Annotated in this window: 14 protein-coding genes; 8 read left to right on the plus strand and 6 right to left on the minus strand. The window is 75.6% G+C overall.

What is annotated here, in order from left to right:
- Positions 1-1,329, minus strand: a complete 1,329-nt coding sequence (locus ACFXOZ_RS00855; RefSeq protein WP_380586242.1) for an SUKH-4 family immunity protein — start codon at positions 1,327-1,329, stop codon at positions 1-3.
- Positions 1,330-1,438: 109 nt separating this feature from the next.
- Between ACFXOZ_RS00855 and ACFXOZ_RS00860 the strand changes: the two genes are divergently transcribed.
- Positions 1,439-1,708, plus strand: a complete 270-nt coding sequence (locus ACFXOZ_RS00860) for a DUF6247 family protein (RefSeq protein WP_380586245.1) — start codon at positions 1,439-1,441, stop codon at positions 1,706-1,708.
- Positions 1,709-1,711: 3 nt separating this feature from the next.
- On the opposite strand, the gene ACFXOZ_RS00865 is transcribed toward ACFXOZ_RS00860, so the two are convergent.
- From ACFXOZ_RS00865 to ACFXOZ_RS00875, 3 genes are all read right to left on the minus strand, one after another.
- Complete coding sequence (locus ACFXOZ_RS00865; RefSeq protein ID WP_380522905.1) at positions 1,712-1,957, minus strand: antitoxin; 246 nt, start codon at positions 1,955-1,957, stop codon at positions 1,712-1,714.
- Positions 1,958-2,024: 67 nt separating this feature from the next.
- A complete protein-coding gene (locus tag ACFXOZ_RS00870; protein ID WP_380586248.1) occupies positions 2,025-4,859 on the minus strand; it encodes a toxin glutamine deamidase domain-containing protein in 2,835 nt (944 codons plus the stop codon).
- Between the two features lie 28 nt (positions 4,860-4,887).
- Complete coding sequence (locus tag ACFXOZ_RS00875; protein ID WP_380586251.1) at positions 4,888-5,358, minus strand: hypothetical protein; 471 nt, start codon at positions 5,356-5,358, stop codon at positions 4,888-4,890.
- 293 nt (positions 5,359-5,651) lie between these two features.
- On the opposite strand from ACFXOZ_RS00875, the gene ACFXOZ_RS00880 reads away from it, so the two are divergent.
- The gene (locus ACFXOZ_RS00880; protein WP_380522919.1) at positions 5,652-6,476 is read left to right on the plus strand and encodes a hypothetical protein; all 825 of its coding nucleotides are present in this window, start codon (positions 5,652-5,654) and stop codon (positions 6,474-6,476) included.
- Positions 6,477-6,645: 169 nt separating this feature from the next.
- Here the strand turns inward: ACFXOZ_RS00880 and ACFXOZ_RS00885 are convergent, their stop codons facing one another.
- Positions 6,646-7,815 (minus strand): NADH-quinone oxidoreductase subunit D, encoded by a 1,170-nt coding sequence (locus ACFXOZ_RS00885; protein ID WP_375881712.1) that lies wholly within the window; start codon positions 7,813-7,815, stop codon positions 6,646-6,648.
- Entirely contained in the window at positions 7,812-8,828 is a 1,017-nt protein-coding gene (locus tag ACFXOZ_RS00890; RefSeq protein ID WP_375881710.1) for an SAM-dependent methyltransferase, read from the minus strand. Before ACFXOZ_RS00890 ends, ACFXOZ_RS00885 begins: the two co-directional genes overlap by 4 nt.
- A gap of 165 nt (positions 8,829-8,993) precedes the next feature.
- On the opposite strand from ACFXOZ_RS00890, the gene ACFXOZ_RS00895 reads away from it, so the two are divergent.
- The 6 genes from ACFXOZ_RS00895 to ACFXOZ_RS00920 all read left to right on the plus strand — a co-directional run bounded on the left by ACFXOZ_RS00895 (position 8,994) and on the right by ACFXOZ_RS00920 (position 15,095).
- Positions 8,994-10,187, plus strand: coding sequence for a sensor histidine kinase (locus ACFXOZ_RS00895; RefSeq protein WP_375882323.1), 1,194 nt, complete (start codon positions 8,994-8,996; stop codon positions 10,185-10,187).
- A gap of 26 nt (positions 10,188-10,213) precedes the next feature.
- A complete protein-coding gene (locus ACFXOZ_RS00900; protein ID WP_375881707.1) occupies positions 10,214-10,903 on the plus strand; it encodes a response regulator in 690 nt (229 codons plus the stop codon).
- 104 nt (positions 10,904-11,007) lie between these two features.
- On the plus strand, positions 11,008-11,955 hold the full coding sequence (locus ACFXOZ_RS00905; protein WP_375881705.1) for a Rossmann-like and DUF2520 domain-containing protein: 948 nt from the start codon (positions 11,008-11,010) through the stop codon (positions 11,953-11,955).
- On the plus strand, positions 11,955-12,860 hold the full coding sequence (gene panC, locus ACFXOZ_RS00910) for a pantoate--beta-alanine ligase (protein WP_375881702.1): 906 nt from the start codon (positions 11,955-11,957) through the stop codon (positions 12,858-12,860). Before ACFXOZ_RS00905 ends, panC begins: the two co-directional genes overlap by 1 nt.
- Before the next feature lie 96 nt (positions 12,861-12,956).
- Entirely contained in the window at positions 12,957-13,406 is a 450-nt protein-coding gene (gene panD, locus ACFXOZ_RS00915; protein WP_375881700.1) for an aspartate 1-decarboxylase, read from the plus strand.
- Positions 13,407-13,421: 15 nt separating this feature from the next.
- Complete coding sequence (locus ACFXOZ_RS00920) at positions 13,422-15,095, plus strand: L-aspartate oxidase (protein ID WP_380405477.1); 1,674 nt, start codon at positions 13,422-13,424, stop codon at positions 15,093-15,095.

Consider the following 15,095-nt stretch of genomic DNA (forward strand, 5'->3'; position numbering starts at 1 on the left):
TCAGAGCAGGCCGTCCCACAACTGTTCCACGATGACGGCCCACCAGTTCTCCGGATCGCCGTAGACCGTACCGTCCAGCTCCGCCAGCCCCCGCTGCAGGGCGTCCACCGCCGTACCCGCCGCGGCCGGGTCCAGCCCGCGCAGGGTCGGCCACCAGCCGGCGAACAGCTCCAGGCAGCGGACGAAGGCCCGCAGGTCGGCGTTGCAGTGCCGGGCCGTCGCGTCGTCCGGGTCCACCGCCCGGACGGCGCCGTCCGCCGGGTCGAGGGTGATCAGCGCCCAGCCGTCCGTCCCCAGCACCAGCTGCCCGGCCGCCGCCGTCCGCTCCCGTTCGGCTGCCCGGGTGCCGCGGCCGAGCGCGGCGAGGTACGGCGCGAGCGGGGGCAGCACGGTGCCCGGGCGGGAGCCGTCCGCGATCGCCTCCGCACCCGGGTGGTGCAGCGCGAAGAAGCCGTCCACCGCCCTCGGCAGCCCGACCGCCAGCAGCAGCGCCGCCGCCTCCCCGGGCAGCTCCGCGCGCACCACCTCCGCCGGGTCGAAGCGCTGCACGCCCGCCGGACCGAACCGCCCGGCCAGCCGCTGCGCCAGCGCGGCGTCCGGCTCCGGCGGCAGCGGCGGCACCGCCCGCGGGAACGGCACCCGGTTGCGCCCCGGCCCGTCCGGCGCGTCCAACGCGTCCGACGCGTCCGGACCGGCGGTCCCGGCGGGCAACTCCCGTACGGCGGCGGCCCGGTGGTCGAAGCGCGGGCCGTACGGCAGGTCGAAGTCCAGCCGGGCGTGCGGCAGTTCGGCCGCCAGCGCGTACGACCAGTAGCCGCCGGGCAGGGCCGCCATCCGCAGGTCGGTCCGCACCGCCAGCACGTCCTCCGCCGCGACGCCCCGCTCCCGCAGCCACCACCAGCCGCGCAGCGCCGGATGCGGCAGCCCGGCGGCCGAGCGCAGCGCCAACGTGCGGGTGCCGCCGGTGCCGTCCCGGTACGTCAGTTCGGCCCGGGCACCACGGCCGGTGGCCGGCGGCCGGGTCGGGTCGTGGCCGCCCGCACCGACGAAGTCCCGGTAGAGCCCGACCACTTCGTCCACCGGCACGGACGGCCAGACCGTGAACCGCCCGCTCTCCCGGTCCACCACGGCACACGCGGCCCCGACCTCCTCGGGCGCCCGGCGCTCCCCCGTCCGCGGATCCACCTCCACCCGCGGCGGCTCCGCCCAGACCACCCACCCCAGCTCGAACTCATGCGCGCACACCCGCCGCGCCACCCCGGCCCCCTGCGGCAGATCCCCGTTGATCCACCGGTGCCCCGCCTCCACCGCCTGCGCCCGAGCGATCACGCGTCCACCCCCGTCGAACCGAATCCGAACGCCACCATCATCCAGCCCCGATCAGCCACCGGGGACGACACTGGACCCCGCCCGCCCGACCATGACATCCGGAGGAACGGTGAACACCACACCCGTGCACGGCCGACAGCCCGTCGCCCGCACCCAGGGCGCCGTCGCCGCAGCCCTCCCCCCGGCACAGCGGAAGGAGTTCCACCGGGAGATGGACGAGGCAGACGAGGAGACGATCGACGGCGTCCTGCGCCGCTGGTGGCTGCGCGCACAGCTCTACCGCGACCCGGAGGGCGACCGCATCCACACCGCCGTCCGGTCCGGCACCGCTCCCGGCGCTCCCGCGTCCACGGTCCTGCGCCGGCTCGGGGCGCCGTGAGCCTCAGGTCCGCGACTCGGGGCACCGCTCCCGCCCCTCGTCGATCGCGGCCAGGACGTCCACCGTGCTGACGCCGGCGCTGGTCTCCCGATCCAGTCGGGCCACCGTCTCCGCCAGCGTGGGCTTGGAGGTCTGGCGCGCGATGAGGTCCAGGACATAGGCGTTGAGCGACTTGCCGGCCCGGGCCGCACGAACTTCGAGGATCCGGAGCTGGTCTTCCGGGACGTCCCGGATCGTCAGGGCGGTCATGCCTGGAAGGTAGCGCTGCTGCACGCGTCTCCGCGTGCAGCAGCGCTGTTCCCGGCTGCAAAGGCGCTCAGGCCACCGCGAGGTCGAGGGGCCGTCCCTCCGGGGTCAGGACGATGGCCCAGAGGCCCTGGGTGGCGGGGTGGAGGGGGGCGGGGCCGCGGCGGGCGAGTTGGTGGTCGAGGTAGGTGACGGCGTCCCGGTGGTTGACCGCGTTCCAGGCGTGCGGGCGGCCGTAGGCGTCCAGGGTGAGCAGGACGGCCTGGGCACCGTGCCCGGCCCGGCGGAGTTCGGCGGCGAGGCGGGTGAAGGCCTGGCCGCCGTCGCCGAGGTCGCGGAAGGGGGCGCCGAGTTCGCGTTCGGCGCGGTCGCGGCCGCCGCGTTCGCCGGCGTCGCCCTCGGTGGGGATGCGCGGGGCCGCGCAGGTGGGGCGGCCGGTGTAGGTGTCGACGGCGGAGAGGGCGATCTCCAGGCTGTTGTTGGCCCGGCCGGGTTGGCGGTGGCCGCCCGCGTTGACGGCCTCGGTCCAGCCGCCGGCCGCCGGGTCGGGGTGGCGGGCCGGCCGGTCGTCCTGGTCGCGGGGGACCCGTCGTTCCAGTTCGGCCTGGTGCTGGGGGTCGACCGGGCCGAGCCCGCCGGGCCGTCCGTACGGGCGGCTGTCGGCGATGGTGCGCAGTCGGGGTTCGGGGTCGTCGGCGAGCGGGCCGCGGCGGGCGCGCAGGGCGAGTTGGAGGGCCAGGGCGTGGGCGGTGGCGACCGGGACGGCGCCCCAGGCCAGGGTCGGGTCGGCGAGGGGCGCGGCGGTGTCCCGGCGGCGGCCGTCGGGGTGGTGGGGCTCGGGCCGGCCGATGACCGGGGTGGTGCCGACGATCGGCGGCTCGGTCGGCGGTGGCGGTGGCGGTGGCGGTGGCGGTGCGGTGGCCGGGCCGTGGGTTCCGGCCGGGGTACGGGGTGCGCCGGACTGCGGTCCGGCGGCCACCGGCGCGCCGACGGCGGGTGCACCGGCCACGGGGGTGCCGACCACGGGGGTGCCGACCACGGGCGCGCCGATGGCGGGCGTCCCCGCCCCGACACCGCTGCCGAAGGGCGTGGCCGGGTGCGCCGGGTATCCGCCGCCGCCGGCGGCGAGCGGGCCGGGCCCGACGGCGCCGATCGGGCCGGCCACCGGGTAGCCGCCCGAGTAGGCCGGTGTCCCGAACGGCCCGGGCGCGCCGATGACGCCGCCGACACCGACCACGCCGATCGGTCGGACGACCGGGGGTGTGTCCGGCGCCGGGCTGTAGACGGGTCCGCCGGTGGACGGCGCGGTGACGGGCGCGGGCGGCGCGGCCACGGAGTCGGTCCGTACGGTCACCGGCACGGTGCCGCCACCGCCGTTGGTGCGGGTGGGCGCCTGGAGCGGGTAGTCCCCGTCCGACCAGCCCGCCGCCGGCGATGAGCCGCCCTGGTGGGCGGGGGCCGCCGCCCGGACCGACGGCCCGTCGTCCCGGGCGGGCGGCGACCAGTCGGCGGCCGCGGCCACGGCCCGGTGCGACCCGCCGTACGAGCCTCCGTACGCGGGGCCGGTGGCCGCCGCCGCGGCCGGGTCGGCCGTCGGCACCGGGGCCGGGACGGCCGTGGGGTCCGCGGTGGGGTCCGCGACGTACGACGCCGCGGAGAGCACGGACGGGACCACCGGCGCGCCGGCCCGGTCCGCCGTCGGCTCCCCCGGCACCTTCGGGTCGCCCCCGGGAGCCCCGGGAGCCCTGGGGTCCCTGGGGTCCCTGGGGTCCCGAGGGTTGGTCAGGTCGGTCAGGTCGGTCAGGTCGGCGAGCGGCAGCCCGTGCAGGTCCTTGCCCGCCCGGTCGGTGAGCACCGGCTGCCCGTGCTCGTCGAGCCGGACGGCGAGGCCGGCCACCCCGACCACCGGCTTGCCGTCCGGCCCGGTCACCACCAGCAGCCCGGCGGCATCGGCCACCGGTGTGCCGTCGGAGCGCAGGATGACCGGCTTGCCGTCCGTGCCGAGGACGGGCTGCCCGTGGGCGTCGAGCGCGACGCTGAGGCCGGGCACGCCGACCAGCGGCTTGCCGTCCTTCCCGGAGAGCACGACCAGGCCGGTGCCGTCCTTGCCGAGCACGCCCGGTTCGCCCAGGGCGGCGGGCAGTCCGGCGGCGAGCGGGTCGAAGCCGGCCGCGGTGCGGTAGGAGGCGGTGGTGACGCCGGGCGTGGCCGCGGTGCCCAGGCGCAGCAGGGCGACGGCGGAGGGGTCCTTGAGCGCGGTGGCCAGGGCGTCCTTCATGCCGCGGCCGAGTTCGGCGAGCAGTCCGGCGATCTTGCGGGCGGCGGTCTCCACCGCGACGGCCTCGATGCCCGCGGCGACCTGGTCGGCGGCGGTGTTCTCGACGCCGGCCGCGAAGCCGGCGACGGACTTCGCCAGTCCGCCGAACACTCCCGTCCGGCCGGTCTGCCCGCTCTGCCCCGTCTGCCCGGTCCGGTCGGCGTTGCGGGCCACCTCGGCCGCGGTCCGCCGGACCTCGGCGGCCTGTTCCCGGGCCTGTTGGAGCTCGGCGGCCAGGTTCCGCAGGGTGGCGATGATCTCGGCCTTGCAGCCGTCGACGTCCTGCGCGGCGGTGTCGAAGGCGGCGGCGACCAGCCCGACCGCGGTGTGGGCGTCCGGCAGGCGGCCCTTGCCGCCGTCGCTGCAGGTGCGCCAGTAGGCGGTGAAGGAGTCGACGGCGTGGCCGGTGTTGTCGGCGGCCACGCGCTGGGCGGACTCGCCGCCCCGGCGGGTGATCCGTTCGGCCTCCGCCGCGAACTCCCGCCAGTGCGCGGCCGCCGTGCGCAGGGCCCCCTCGTCGGCCTGCGGCCACGGGTGGCCGGTCCTGGCCAGGAGCGGGACCAGTTCCTCGGGCAGTTTCCGGGACACGCGCTTCTCCCCCTTCGAGCCGGGCCGTTCAGACCGACATGTCCTGGGGGACGGCCGGTGCCGCCCCCGGGGTTGCCCCGGTTCCCGAAGCCGTCGGCGGGCCCTGGTGGACGGCGGGCCTGGCGACCGCCCCCGGCGCGGCCGCGGCCGGTCCGGTGTTCGCGCCGAAGCCGTCCGCCGTCGAGGTGTCGGTGTCGGTGGTCCGCTCGGCCATGGTGTGCAGTCCGGCGCCGACCTGGCCCACCTGGCCGGCCAGGGCTCTGAGCCCGCCGAGGAGTTCACCGTGCGCCGGGCCGTAGACGGCGGCGAAGGCGCTGCCCGGCTGGTCGGCGCCCCAGGGCGCGCCGAGCGCGGCCAGGTCCTTCTCCAAGGTGCCGACGGCCTTGCCGAGTTCACGTCCGAGCTTCTCGAACTCCCTGCCCTCGCCGTGGAGTTCCCACGGCTTGAGGGCGAACCCGGTGCCGTCGCCGTCGGACTCGCCGGTGCTGCCGCCTGCCATCCCCGTACCTCCCCGTAGCGGACCGCGGCCGCCATCCTAGGCACGCGGCCGCCTCCGCCCGGCGGACGGCCGCACCTCTTCACCCCGCCTTCACCGCGTCCCGGGCGCGTGCCCAACGCGACCCGGGCGCGTGCCGAACGCGTCCCGGACGCGTCCCGGGCGCGCGGCGGGCGTCGCCCACCGGCCCGTACACCCCCGCGAAGCTCTACCCTTGCCGGGTGGCACCAGCAGAAACGTCCAAGAAGAAGGCCAAGGCGAAGCCCCCGGCCGCCCCCGCCCCCGTCGACCTCGCGATGCCGACCCTGCGCCGCGAGATCCCGCGCGACGAGGTCCCGCTCGACTTCCCGCGCGCCTGGGTCGAGTTCGCCGACCCCGCCGACGAGGAGCAGGTCTTCCGCTGCGACCTGACCTGGCTGACCTCCCGCTGGTCCTGCGTCTTCGGCCAGGGCTGCCACGGCATCCGCGAGGGCCGCGGCGAGTCGGACGGCTGCTGCACGCTGGGCGCCCACTACTCGGACGAGGACGACGAGAAGCGCGTCCTCGGCCACGCGGCCCGGCTGACGCCCGAGCTGTGGGAGAACTTCGCCGAGGGCACCGACGCCAAGGGCCGGATCCGCAACGACGGCGGCGTCACCATGCTGGACGAGGACGGCGACCGCCAGACCCGCCGGGTCGACGGCGCCTGCATCTTCGTGAACAGCCCGGACTTCGCGGGCGGCGCCGGCTGCGCCCTGCACGCGCTGGCCCTCAAGGAGGGCCGCGAGCCACTGGAGACCAAGCCGGACGTCTGCTGGCAGCTGCCGGTCCGCCGCACCTACGACTGGATCGACCGCCCCGACGACACCCGCTACCTCCAGGTGACGATCGGCGAGTACGACCGCCGCGGCTGGGGCCCGGGCGGCCACGACCTGCACTGGTGGTGCACCGGCGCCCCGGCCGCGCACCAGGGCGCGGTGGCGGTGTACGTCAGCTACCGCCCCGAGCTCACCGAGCTGATGGGCCGCGAGGCGTACGAGGTGCTGGCCCGGCTGTGCGAGGAGCGCATCGCCACCAAGGGCGACCGCAGGGTGGCCCCGCACCCGGCGGACCCGGTCAAGAAGGCCAAGGACAAGAAGTAGCGGCTGCGGGCCCGGTCCCCCTCAGGGGAGCCGGGCCTGCCGTCGGTAGACCGGTCGGTCCAGGCGGCCCTCGGTAGACCGGTCGGTCCAGAACCACCAGTAGACCGGTCGGTCCAGACGACCCTCGGTAGACCGGTCGGTCCAGACAACCCTCAGTAGACCGGTCGGTCTATTTGTCGATGTCGCCGACCACGAAGAACATCGACCCGAGGATCGCCACCATGTCGGCGACCAGCGTCCCGGGCAGCAGCTCGGTGAGCGCCTGGATGTTGTTGAAGGACGCCGAGCGCAGCTTGAGCCGCCACGGCGTCTTGTCGCCGCGCGAGACCAGGTAGTAGCCGTTGACCCCGAGCGGGTTCTCGGTCCACGCGTAGGTGCTGCCCTCGGGCGCCTTGAGCACCTTGGGCAGCCGCTGGTTGACCGGGCCGGGCGGGAGGGTGGCGAGCTTGTCGAGGCAGGCGTCGGCGAGGTCCAGCGCGTTGCCGGTCTGCTCCAGCAGGCACTCGAAGCGGGCGAGGCAGTCGCCCTCTTCGCGGGTGACGACGGTGAGCACCTGCCGCAGTTCCTCGGAGCCGTACGCGAGGTAGGGCTCGTCGCGGCGCAGGTCGAGGTCGAGGCCGCTGGCCCGGGCGATCGGGCCGCTGACCCCGTACGCCTGCGCCTGGGCCGCGGTGAGCACGCCGACGCCGGCGGTGCGGGCGCGGAAGATCTCGTTGCCGAGGACGAGGTCCTCGAAGACCGGCAGCTGGGAGCGGACGGTGGCGACGGCGGCGCGGACCCGGCCGAGCCAGCCGGCCGGGAGGTCCTCCTTGAGGCCGCCGACCCGGTTGAACATGTAGTGCATCCGGCCGCCGGAGGCCTCCTCCAGCACGTGCTGGAGGTCCTCGCGGCCGGTGAAGGCGTGGAAGATCGGGGTGATCCCGCCGAGTTCCAGGGGGTAGGAGCCGAGGAACATCAGGTGGTTGAGCACCCGGTTGAGCTCGGCGAGCAGGGTGCGGATCCACACCGCCCGCTCGGGGACCTCCATGCCGAGCATCCGCTCGACGCCGAGCACCACGCCGAGTTCGTTGGAGAAGGCGGAGAGCCAGTCGTGCCGGTTGGCCAACATGATGATCTGCCGGTAGTCACGGGCCTCGAACAGCTTCTCCGCGCCGCGGTGCATGTAGCCGATCACCGGCTCGGCGGTGACGATCCGCTCGCCGTCGAGCAGCAGGCGCAGCCGCAGCACGCCGTGGGTGGCCGGGTGCTGCGGGCCGATGTTGAGCACCATGTCGGTGGTGCCCGCCCCGCCGGTGAAGTTCTCGGCTCCCGCCCCGATGCCGACCGTGGTCTCCCTCATGACCCCAGAGTCTGCCATCCCGGCAGGGCCGCCAGGCTCGTCGGTACCGGCATGCGGACGGCTTGCAGGACCCAGCCGAAGCCGCCCAGCCCGGCCGGGTCGGTGAGTTCGGCCCCCTCCCCCGCGCCGCTGAGCGCCCGCAGGTAGCCGGCCGGGTCGGTGGAGGCGAGCGCCAGCGGCGGGCGCCCGCCGCTGACCCCGAGCGCGCGCAGGGCCTCGCGCTGCGTCGTCCACAGGCTGTGGAGACCGGGGACGGCGACGGCGTCCAGCGCGACGTGCGCGGTCACGTCGCGGGAGCCGTCCGGCACCGGGGCCACCTCCCGGCCGTCCCGGAAACCGGTGAAGGTCCCGAACGGCGGCCGCCGCCCGGCCGTGTGCCCGTAGTCGACGGCGACGGCCAGGCCGCGCTCCAGCCCGGCCACCGCCCGGGCCCAGGCGGCGTCCCGGGGCGCCCCGAACTCCACCACCTCCCCGGGCTCGACGGCCGGCCACCAGCGCTCGGCCCAGGCCGCGTCGGCCGCCGAGACGGGTTCGCCGAGGCGTTCCTCGCCGGTCGCGGTGTCCACCTCGCGGTAGCGCAGCACCCCGTCCTCGTCGACCTCCCCGGCGTCCAGCGGCACGTTGTCCAGCCACTCGTTGGCGAACAGCAGCCCGGTCACCCCGCGCGGCGGCTCCGTCGTCCACAGGGCTGTGGACGGGAGTCCGGCGGGCCGGTCGGCGAGCTCCACGCCGTACGGGCGCAGCCGGGCGAGCACCGGCCCGGGCAGTTCGGCCAGCACCCCGGCCAGCAGTTCCCCGCGCCCGGCCCCGACGTCGATCAGGGCCAGCTCCTCCGGACGACCGAGGGCCTCGTCAACCTCCAGCAGCAGCCGGGCCACCGCACGGGCGAACCTCGGCGAGGCGTGCACCGAGGTCCGGAAGTGCCCGGCCGGGCCCTCCGGCCTGCGGTAGAAGCCGCCGTCCCGGTCGTACAGGGCCCGTTCCATGGCGGGCGCCCACCGCATCCACGTCATGGGGCGGGACGCTACCCGCCGGTGCGCGGCCCCTCCCACCCGGAGCGGGGGCGTCTCCGACCTACGGAGTAGGACGGATCGCCCTACCGGCGGACCTGGGCACCTCGTGCGACTGCCTAGGCTGGACACGTGCATCGACTCAACGCCTGGCTCCGCCGTCACCCCATGGTGGTCGACGCCGTCTGGGCGTCGCTCGTGCTCTTCTTCGCCCTGGTGTCCGACAGTTCCTCCGACAGCGGCTGGCGCCTCAACTCCGAGATCCTGGTCGCGGTGCTGCTGCCGCTGCTAATGGTCTTCCGCCGGCGCTTCCCCGACGTCACCGTCGCCGCCGCCACCGGTGTCGGCCTCGGGCAGGTCGCCGCCGACATCGACCCGGGCGCCTCCTCCATCGCCTACCTGGTGTTCGCCTACACCGGCGCCGCCTTCGGCCAGAAGTGGACCTCCCGGCTCGCCCTGCTCGCCGGGCTCTCCGCCGGTCCGCTGGCGTTCTGGCGGATGCACCTGGTGAAGACGTCCACCACCGACCACACCGGGGTGTACGTCTCCCGGCCGTACGGCGTCGCCGAGGCGCTGCTGGTCACCGTGCTGATGAGCACCCCGTTCATCCTCTGCTGGGCCTGGGGCCGGCTGACCAGGGTGCGGCGCGCCTACCTGACCGAGCTGGAGGACCGCGCGGCCCGGCTGGAGCGCGAGCGGGACGCCCAGTCCAAGGTGGCCGTGGCGGCCGAGCGGGCCCGGATCGCCCGCGAGCTGCACGACGTGGTCGCGCACAACGTGTCGGTGATGATCGTCCAGGCCGACGGCGCCGCCTACGTGCTGGACAACTCCCCGCAGCAGGCGAAGGAGGCACTCGGCACGATCGCCTCCACCGGGCGGCAGGCCCTGGTCGAGATGCGCCGCCTGCTGGGCGTGCTGCGCACCGCCGGCACCGCCGAGGAGTACGTCCCGCAGCCGGGCGTCGAGGAGCTGCCCGACCTCCTGGAGCAGGTCCGCACGGCCGGGCTGGAGGTCGACTACGCGACCTCCGGGCACCCGCGCGAACTCCCCCGCGGCGTCGAGCTGACGGTCTACCGGATCGTCCAGGAGGCGCTGACCAACGTCCGCAAGCACGGCGGCCCCGACGTGCACGCCCGGGTGGCGGTCGACTTCGGCGAACGCGAGCTGGCCGTCCTGGTGGAGGACGACGGCCGCGGCAGCACCGACGAACAACTGGCCGCCGGCGGCACGGACGGTCTGGGCCACGGCCTGATCGGCATGCGCGAGCGGGTCGGCATGGTCAGCGGGAGCCTCGACGTGGGCCCCCGCCCCGGCGGCGGCTTCCGGATCCGCGCCGTCCTCCCGCTCAAGGCGGCACACTAGCCCCCCGTCCTCTGTTAGGAGCCACCTTGACCATCCGCGTGATGCTCGTCGACGACCAGGAACTGCTGCGCACCGGCTTCCGGATGATCCTCCAGTCGCAGGGCGACATCGAGATCGCCGCCGAGGCGGGCGACGGCGCCCAGGCGCTGGAGCGGCTGCGGCACACGCAGGTGGACGTGATCCTGATGGACGTGCGGATGCCGCGCCTGGACGGTGTGCAGGCGACCCGCCGGATCTGCCTGGCCGAGGACGGCAGCCCGCTGCCGAACGCCCCGCACGTGCTCATCCTCACCACCTTCGACCTGGACGAGTACGCCTTCGCCGCGCTCAAGGCCGGGGCCAGCGGCTTCCTGCTCAAGGACGTCCCGCCGACCGAGCTGGTGGCCGCGATCCGCGCGGTGCACGGCGGGGACGCCGTGGTCGCCCCGACCACCACCCGGCGGATGATCGACCGCTTCGCCGAGGTGCTGCCGACCCCGCACAGCGCGCCGGGCTCGGACGTCCTGGGCCCGCTGACCGAGCGCGAGCGGGAGGTGTTCCTGCTGGTCGCCCAGGGCCTGTCGAACGGCGAGATCGCGGCCCGGCTGGTGCTCTCCGAGGCCACCGTGAAGACCCACGTCGGCCGGATCCTGGCCAAGCTGGGGCTGCGCGACCGGGTCCAGGCGGTGGTGCTGGCGTACGAGGCCGGGCTGATCCGGGCCGGGGCGTCCGACTAGGGCCTAGCCACGCCCAGGGACGACTGCCGGGGCCGCCCGTACACTGGGGCGGTACGTCCGGTACCCGACGCGGACCGGAACGGTCATTCAGGACAAGGGTGGACATGGATTCGTCCGACTTCGCCGACTTCGGAGAGTTCGCCCCGCTCGCCGACGGCCTCGGCGACCCCAGCAGCCGACCGGCCCGGCTCGCCGTCGGCGTGGTCGGCACCGGCCGGGTCGGCCCCGCGCTGGGCGCCGCCCTGCAGCTCGCCGGGCACACCGTGGTCGCCGCCTCCGGGGTGTCCGCCGCCTCCCGCCGCCGCGCCGAGTCCCTGCTGCCGGGCGTGCGGATCGTCACCCCGCCGCAGGTGATGGCCGCCGCCGACCTGGTGCTGCTGACCGTCCCGGACGACGCGCTCGCCGACCTGGTGGCCGGGCTGGTCGCCACCGGGGCGGTCCGCCCCGGCCAGCTGCTGGTGCACACCTCCGGCGCGCACGGCGTCGGCATCCTGGAGCCCGCCGCCCGGGCCGGGGCGCTGCCGCTGGCCCTGCACCCCGCGATGACCTTCACCGGCACCTCGGTGGACCTCGCCCGGCTGGCCGGCTGCCCCTTCGGGGTGACCGCCCCCGAGGAGCTGCGGCCGGTCGCCGAGGCGCTGGTGGTGGAGATGGGCGGCGAGCCCGAGTGGGTGCCCGAGGAGGTCCGCCCGCTCTACCACACCGCCCTCGCGCACGGCGCGAACCACCTGGTCACCCTGGTCGCCCAGGCGATGGACCTGCTGCGCACGGCCGGCGTCGCCGAGCCCGGCCGGATGCTCGGCCCGCTGCTCGGCGCCGCCCTGGACAACAGCCTGCGCTCCGGCGACGCGGCCCTCACCGGCCCGGTCGCCCGGGGCGACGCGGGCACCGTACGGCGCCACCTGGCGCAGCTCAGTACGGTGTCCCCGGACATCCCGGCGGCGTACCGGGCGATGGCCCGCGCCACCGCGCAACGGGCGCTCGCCAACGGGACGATCGACGACGCGTCGGCGGCGGCGCTGCTGGACGTACTGAACGAGGAGAAGCACTGATGGCACGCGGGAAGCAGCCGAGCAAGGCCCAGCGGGCGCCGAAGGTCCACCGGGCCGTCGTCACCCACACCGTGGACGACTTCGAGGCCGCGTTCTGGCCGGACGAGAGCCCGGTGGACAACGCCGTGGTGATGACCATGGGCGCCCTGCACGAGGGCCACGCCGCGCTGGTCCGGGCCGCCCGCAAGCAGGTCGGCCGGGAGGGCCGGGTCGCGGTCACGGTCTTCGTCAACCCGCTGCAGTTCGGCCCGGCCGAGGACCTGGAGCGCTACCCGCGCACCCTGGACGCCGACGTCAAGCTGGCCGAGGAGAACGGCGCCGACGTGGTGTTCGCGCCGTCCGTCGAGGAGGTCTACCCGAACGGCGAGCCGCAGGTGCGCCTGGCGGCCGGCCCGATGGGCGGGCGCTTCGAGGGCGCCACCCGCCCCGGCCACTTCGACGGGGTGCTGACCGTCGTCGCCAAGCTGCTGCACATCACCGACCCGGACTTCGCCTTCTTCGGCGAGAAGGACGCCCAGCAGCTGGCGCTCATCCAGCGGATGGTCGCCGACCTGGACTTCGACGTCGAGATCGTCGGCGTGCCGACCGTCCGCGAGGAGGACGGCCTGGCGCTGTCCTCGCGCAACCGCTACCTCTCCGAGGAGGAGCGCACCCGCGCCCTCGCCCTGTCCAAGGCCCTGTTCGCCGGCCGGGACGTCGCCGCGCAGGGCCCGAAGGCCGTGCGCGAGGCCGCCTCCGCCGTCCTGGACGGCGCCGAGGGCGTCACCCTCGACTACCTCGCCCTGATCGACCCGCACGACTTCTCCGAGGCGGCGGACGACTTCCAGGGCGAGGCGGTGCTGGCCGTCGCCGCACAGGTGGGCTCGACCCGCCTGATCGACAACGTTCACGTCATCTGCCGCTAGGCAGCTGACCGTCCAGCACGGAATCGTTCGCTGAACAGTTCGCCGAACAGGTAGTTCAACCCCTCAGGCATGCACTCACAGGAGGCGTGACCCGCAATGCTCCGCACCATGCTCAAGTCCAAGATCCACCGGGCCACCGTGACCCAGGCCGACCTGCACTACGTCGGCTCGGTCACGGTGGACGAGGACCTGCTCGACGCCGCCGACCTGCTCCCCGGCGAGCTGGTCCACATCGTCGACATCAACAACGGCGCCCGGCTGGAGACGTACACCATCGCCGGCCCGCGCGGCACCGGCGTGATCGGCATCAACGGCGCCGCCGCCCGCCTGGTCCACCCGGGCGACCTCGTCATACTCATCGCCTACGGGCAGATGGACACGGCCGAGGCCAAGGGCTACGAGCCGAAGGTGGTCTTCGTGGACGGGAACAACCGGATCACCGGCTTCGGCGGCGACCCGGCGCAGGCCCCGGAGGGCAGCGGACTGCTCCGCGGCGACGCGGCGTACCGTGACGAGGACGGCGCGGCCACCACGGCCACGCGCTGAAGGAGCCACTGAGTCATGTCCGCTACGCACCGCCTCACCGCCCCGGCCCCGGGCTGGACCGCCGCCACCGACGTGGTCGTGGTCGGCTCCGGCATCGCCGGTCTCACCGTCGCCCTCAACGTCCGCAAGGCCGGCCTGCGGGCCATGGTGGTCACCAAGGCGGTGCTGGACGAGGGCTCCACCCGCTGGGCCCAGGGCGGCATAGCCGCCGCCCTGGGCGAGGGGGACACCCCGGAGCAGCACCTGGACGACACCCTGGTGGCCGGCGCCGGCGTCTGCGACGAGGAGGCCGTCCGCACCCTGGTCACCGAGGGCCCGGACGCCGTCCGCCGGCTGATCGCCGTCGGCGCGGCCTTCGACCGCGACGCGGACGGCGAGATCCTGCTCACCCGCGAGGGCGGCCACCACCGCCACCGGATCGTGCACGCGGGCGGGGACGCCACCGGCGCGGAGGTCTCCCGCGCCCTGGTCGCCGCCGTCCGCAGCGACCCGGACCTCGAACTGATCGAGCACGCGCTCGTCCTCGACCTGCTGACCGACGCCGAGGGCCACACCGCCGGGCTGACCCTGCACGTGATGGGCGAGGGCCAGCGCGACGGCGTCGGCGCCGTCCGGGCCCGCGCCGTGGTGCTCGCCACCGGTGGCCTGGGGCAGGTCTTCTCCGCCACCACCAACCCGGCCGTCTCCACCGGCGACGGCGTGGCCCTGGCCCTGCGGGCCGGCGCCGCCGCCGCCGACCTGGAGTTCGTCCAGTTCCACCCGACCGTGCTCTGGCTCGGCCCGGACGCCGCGGGCCAGCAGCCGCTGGTCTCCGAGGCCGTGCGCGGCGAGGGCGCCCACCTGGTGGACGCGGACGGCGTGCGCTTCATGGTCGGCCAGCACGAGCTGGCCGAACTCGCCCCGCGCGACATCGTCGCCAAGGCCATCACCCGGCGCATGCAGGAGCAGGGCTCCGACCACATGTTCCTGGACGGGCGGCACTTCGGGGCCGAGATGTGGGAGCACCGCTTCCCCACCATCCTGGCCTCCTGCCGCTCGCACGGCATCGACCCGGTCACCGAGCCGATCCCGATCGCCCCGGCCGCGCACCACGCCGCCGGCGGCATCCGCACCGACCGGCACGGCCGCACCTCCGTCCCCGGCCTGTACGCCTGCGGCGAGGTCGCCTGCACCGGGGTGCACGGCGCCAACCGGCTGGCCTCCAACTCCCTGCTGGAGGGCCTGGTCTTCGCCGAGCGGATCGCCGCCGACCTGGCCGAGCGGCACACGGCCGGCGAACTGCCCGAGCGCACCGTGGACGTGGCCGCCGCGCAGGCCGCCCGGCCGGTGCCGCTGCCGGCCTCCGAGGCGCGCGCCGAGATCCAGCGGCTGATGTCGCGCGGCGCGGGCGTGCTGCGCTCGGCCGCCTCGCTGGCCGACGCCGCGGCCGGGCTGGCCCTGCTCGGCGAGCAGGCCCGCTCCCACGTGGCCGAGGAGAAGCCGGCCGACCCCCGGGTGGAGACCTGGGAGGCCGCCAACCTGCTGCTGGTCGCCACCGCCCTGGTGGCGGCCGCCGCGCAGCGCGAGGAGACCCGCGGCGGCCACTGGCGCGAGGACTTCCCCGAACGCGACGACGCCCACTGGCGGCGCCACCTGATCACCACCCTCGCCGCCTCCGGCGACCCCGTCAGCACTCCCGAGGAGCAGTAG

Source organism: Kitasatospora sp. NPDC059160, from assembly GCF_042755465.1.
In the GTDB taxonomy this organism is placed as follows: Bacteria; Actinomycetota; Actinomycetes; order Streptomycetales; family Streptomycetaceae; genus Kitasatospora.

What these genes read in the sequence shown, in the direction of transcription:
- ACFXOZ_RS00885 (WP_375881712.1), bottom strand. Translation starts at nt 7,815, where the DNA reads ATGAGGGAGACCACGGTCGGCATCGGGGCGGGAGCCGAGAACTTCACC.
- ACFXOZ_RS00865 (WP_380522905.1), bottom strand. Translation starts at nt 1,957, where the DNA reads ATGACCGCCCTGACGATCCGGGACGTCCCGGAAGACCAGCTCCGGATC.
- panC (WP_375881702.1), top strand. Translation starts at nt 11,955, where the DNA reads ATGGCACGCGGGAAGCAGCCGAGCAAGGCCCAGCGGGCGCCGAAGGTC.
- ACFXOZ_RS00905 (WP_375881705.1), top strand. Translation starts at nt 11,008, where the DNA reads ATGGATTCGTCCGACTTCGCCGACTTCGGAGAGTTCGCCCCGCTCGCC.
- ACFXOZ_RS00895 (WP_375882323.1), top strand. Translation starts at nt 8,994, where the DNA reads ATGGTGGTCGACGCCGTCTGGGCGTCGCTCGTGCTCTTCTTCGCCCTG.
- ACFXOZ_RS00920 (WP_380405477.1), top strand. Translation starts at nt 13,422, where the DNA reads ATGTCCGCTACGCACCGCCTCACCGCCCCGGCCCCGGGCTGGACCGCC.
- ACFXOZ_RS00880 (WP_380522919.1), top strand. Translation starts at nt 5,652, where the DNA reads ATGCCGACCCTGCGCCGCGAGATCCCGCGCGACGAGGTCCCGCTCGAC.
- ACFXOZ_RS00890 (WP_375881710.1), bottom strand. Translation starts at nt 8,828, where the DNA reads ATGACGTGGATGCGGTGGGCGCCCGCCATGGAACGGGCCCTGTACGAC.
- ACFXOZ_RS00875 (WP_380586251.1), bottom strand. Translation starts at nt 5,358, where the DNA reads ATGGCAGGCGGCAGCACCGGCGAGTCCGACGGCGACGGCACCGGGTTC.
- panD (WP_375881700.1), top strand. Translation starts at nt 12,957, where the DNA reads ATGCTCCGCACCATGCTCAAGTCCAAGATCCACCGGGCCACCGTGACC.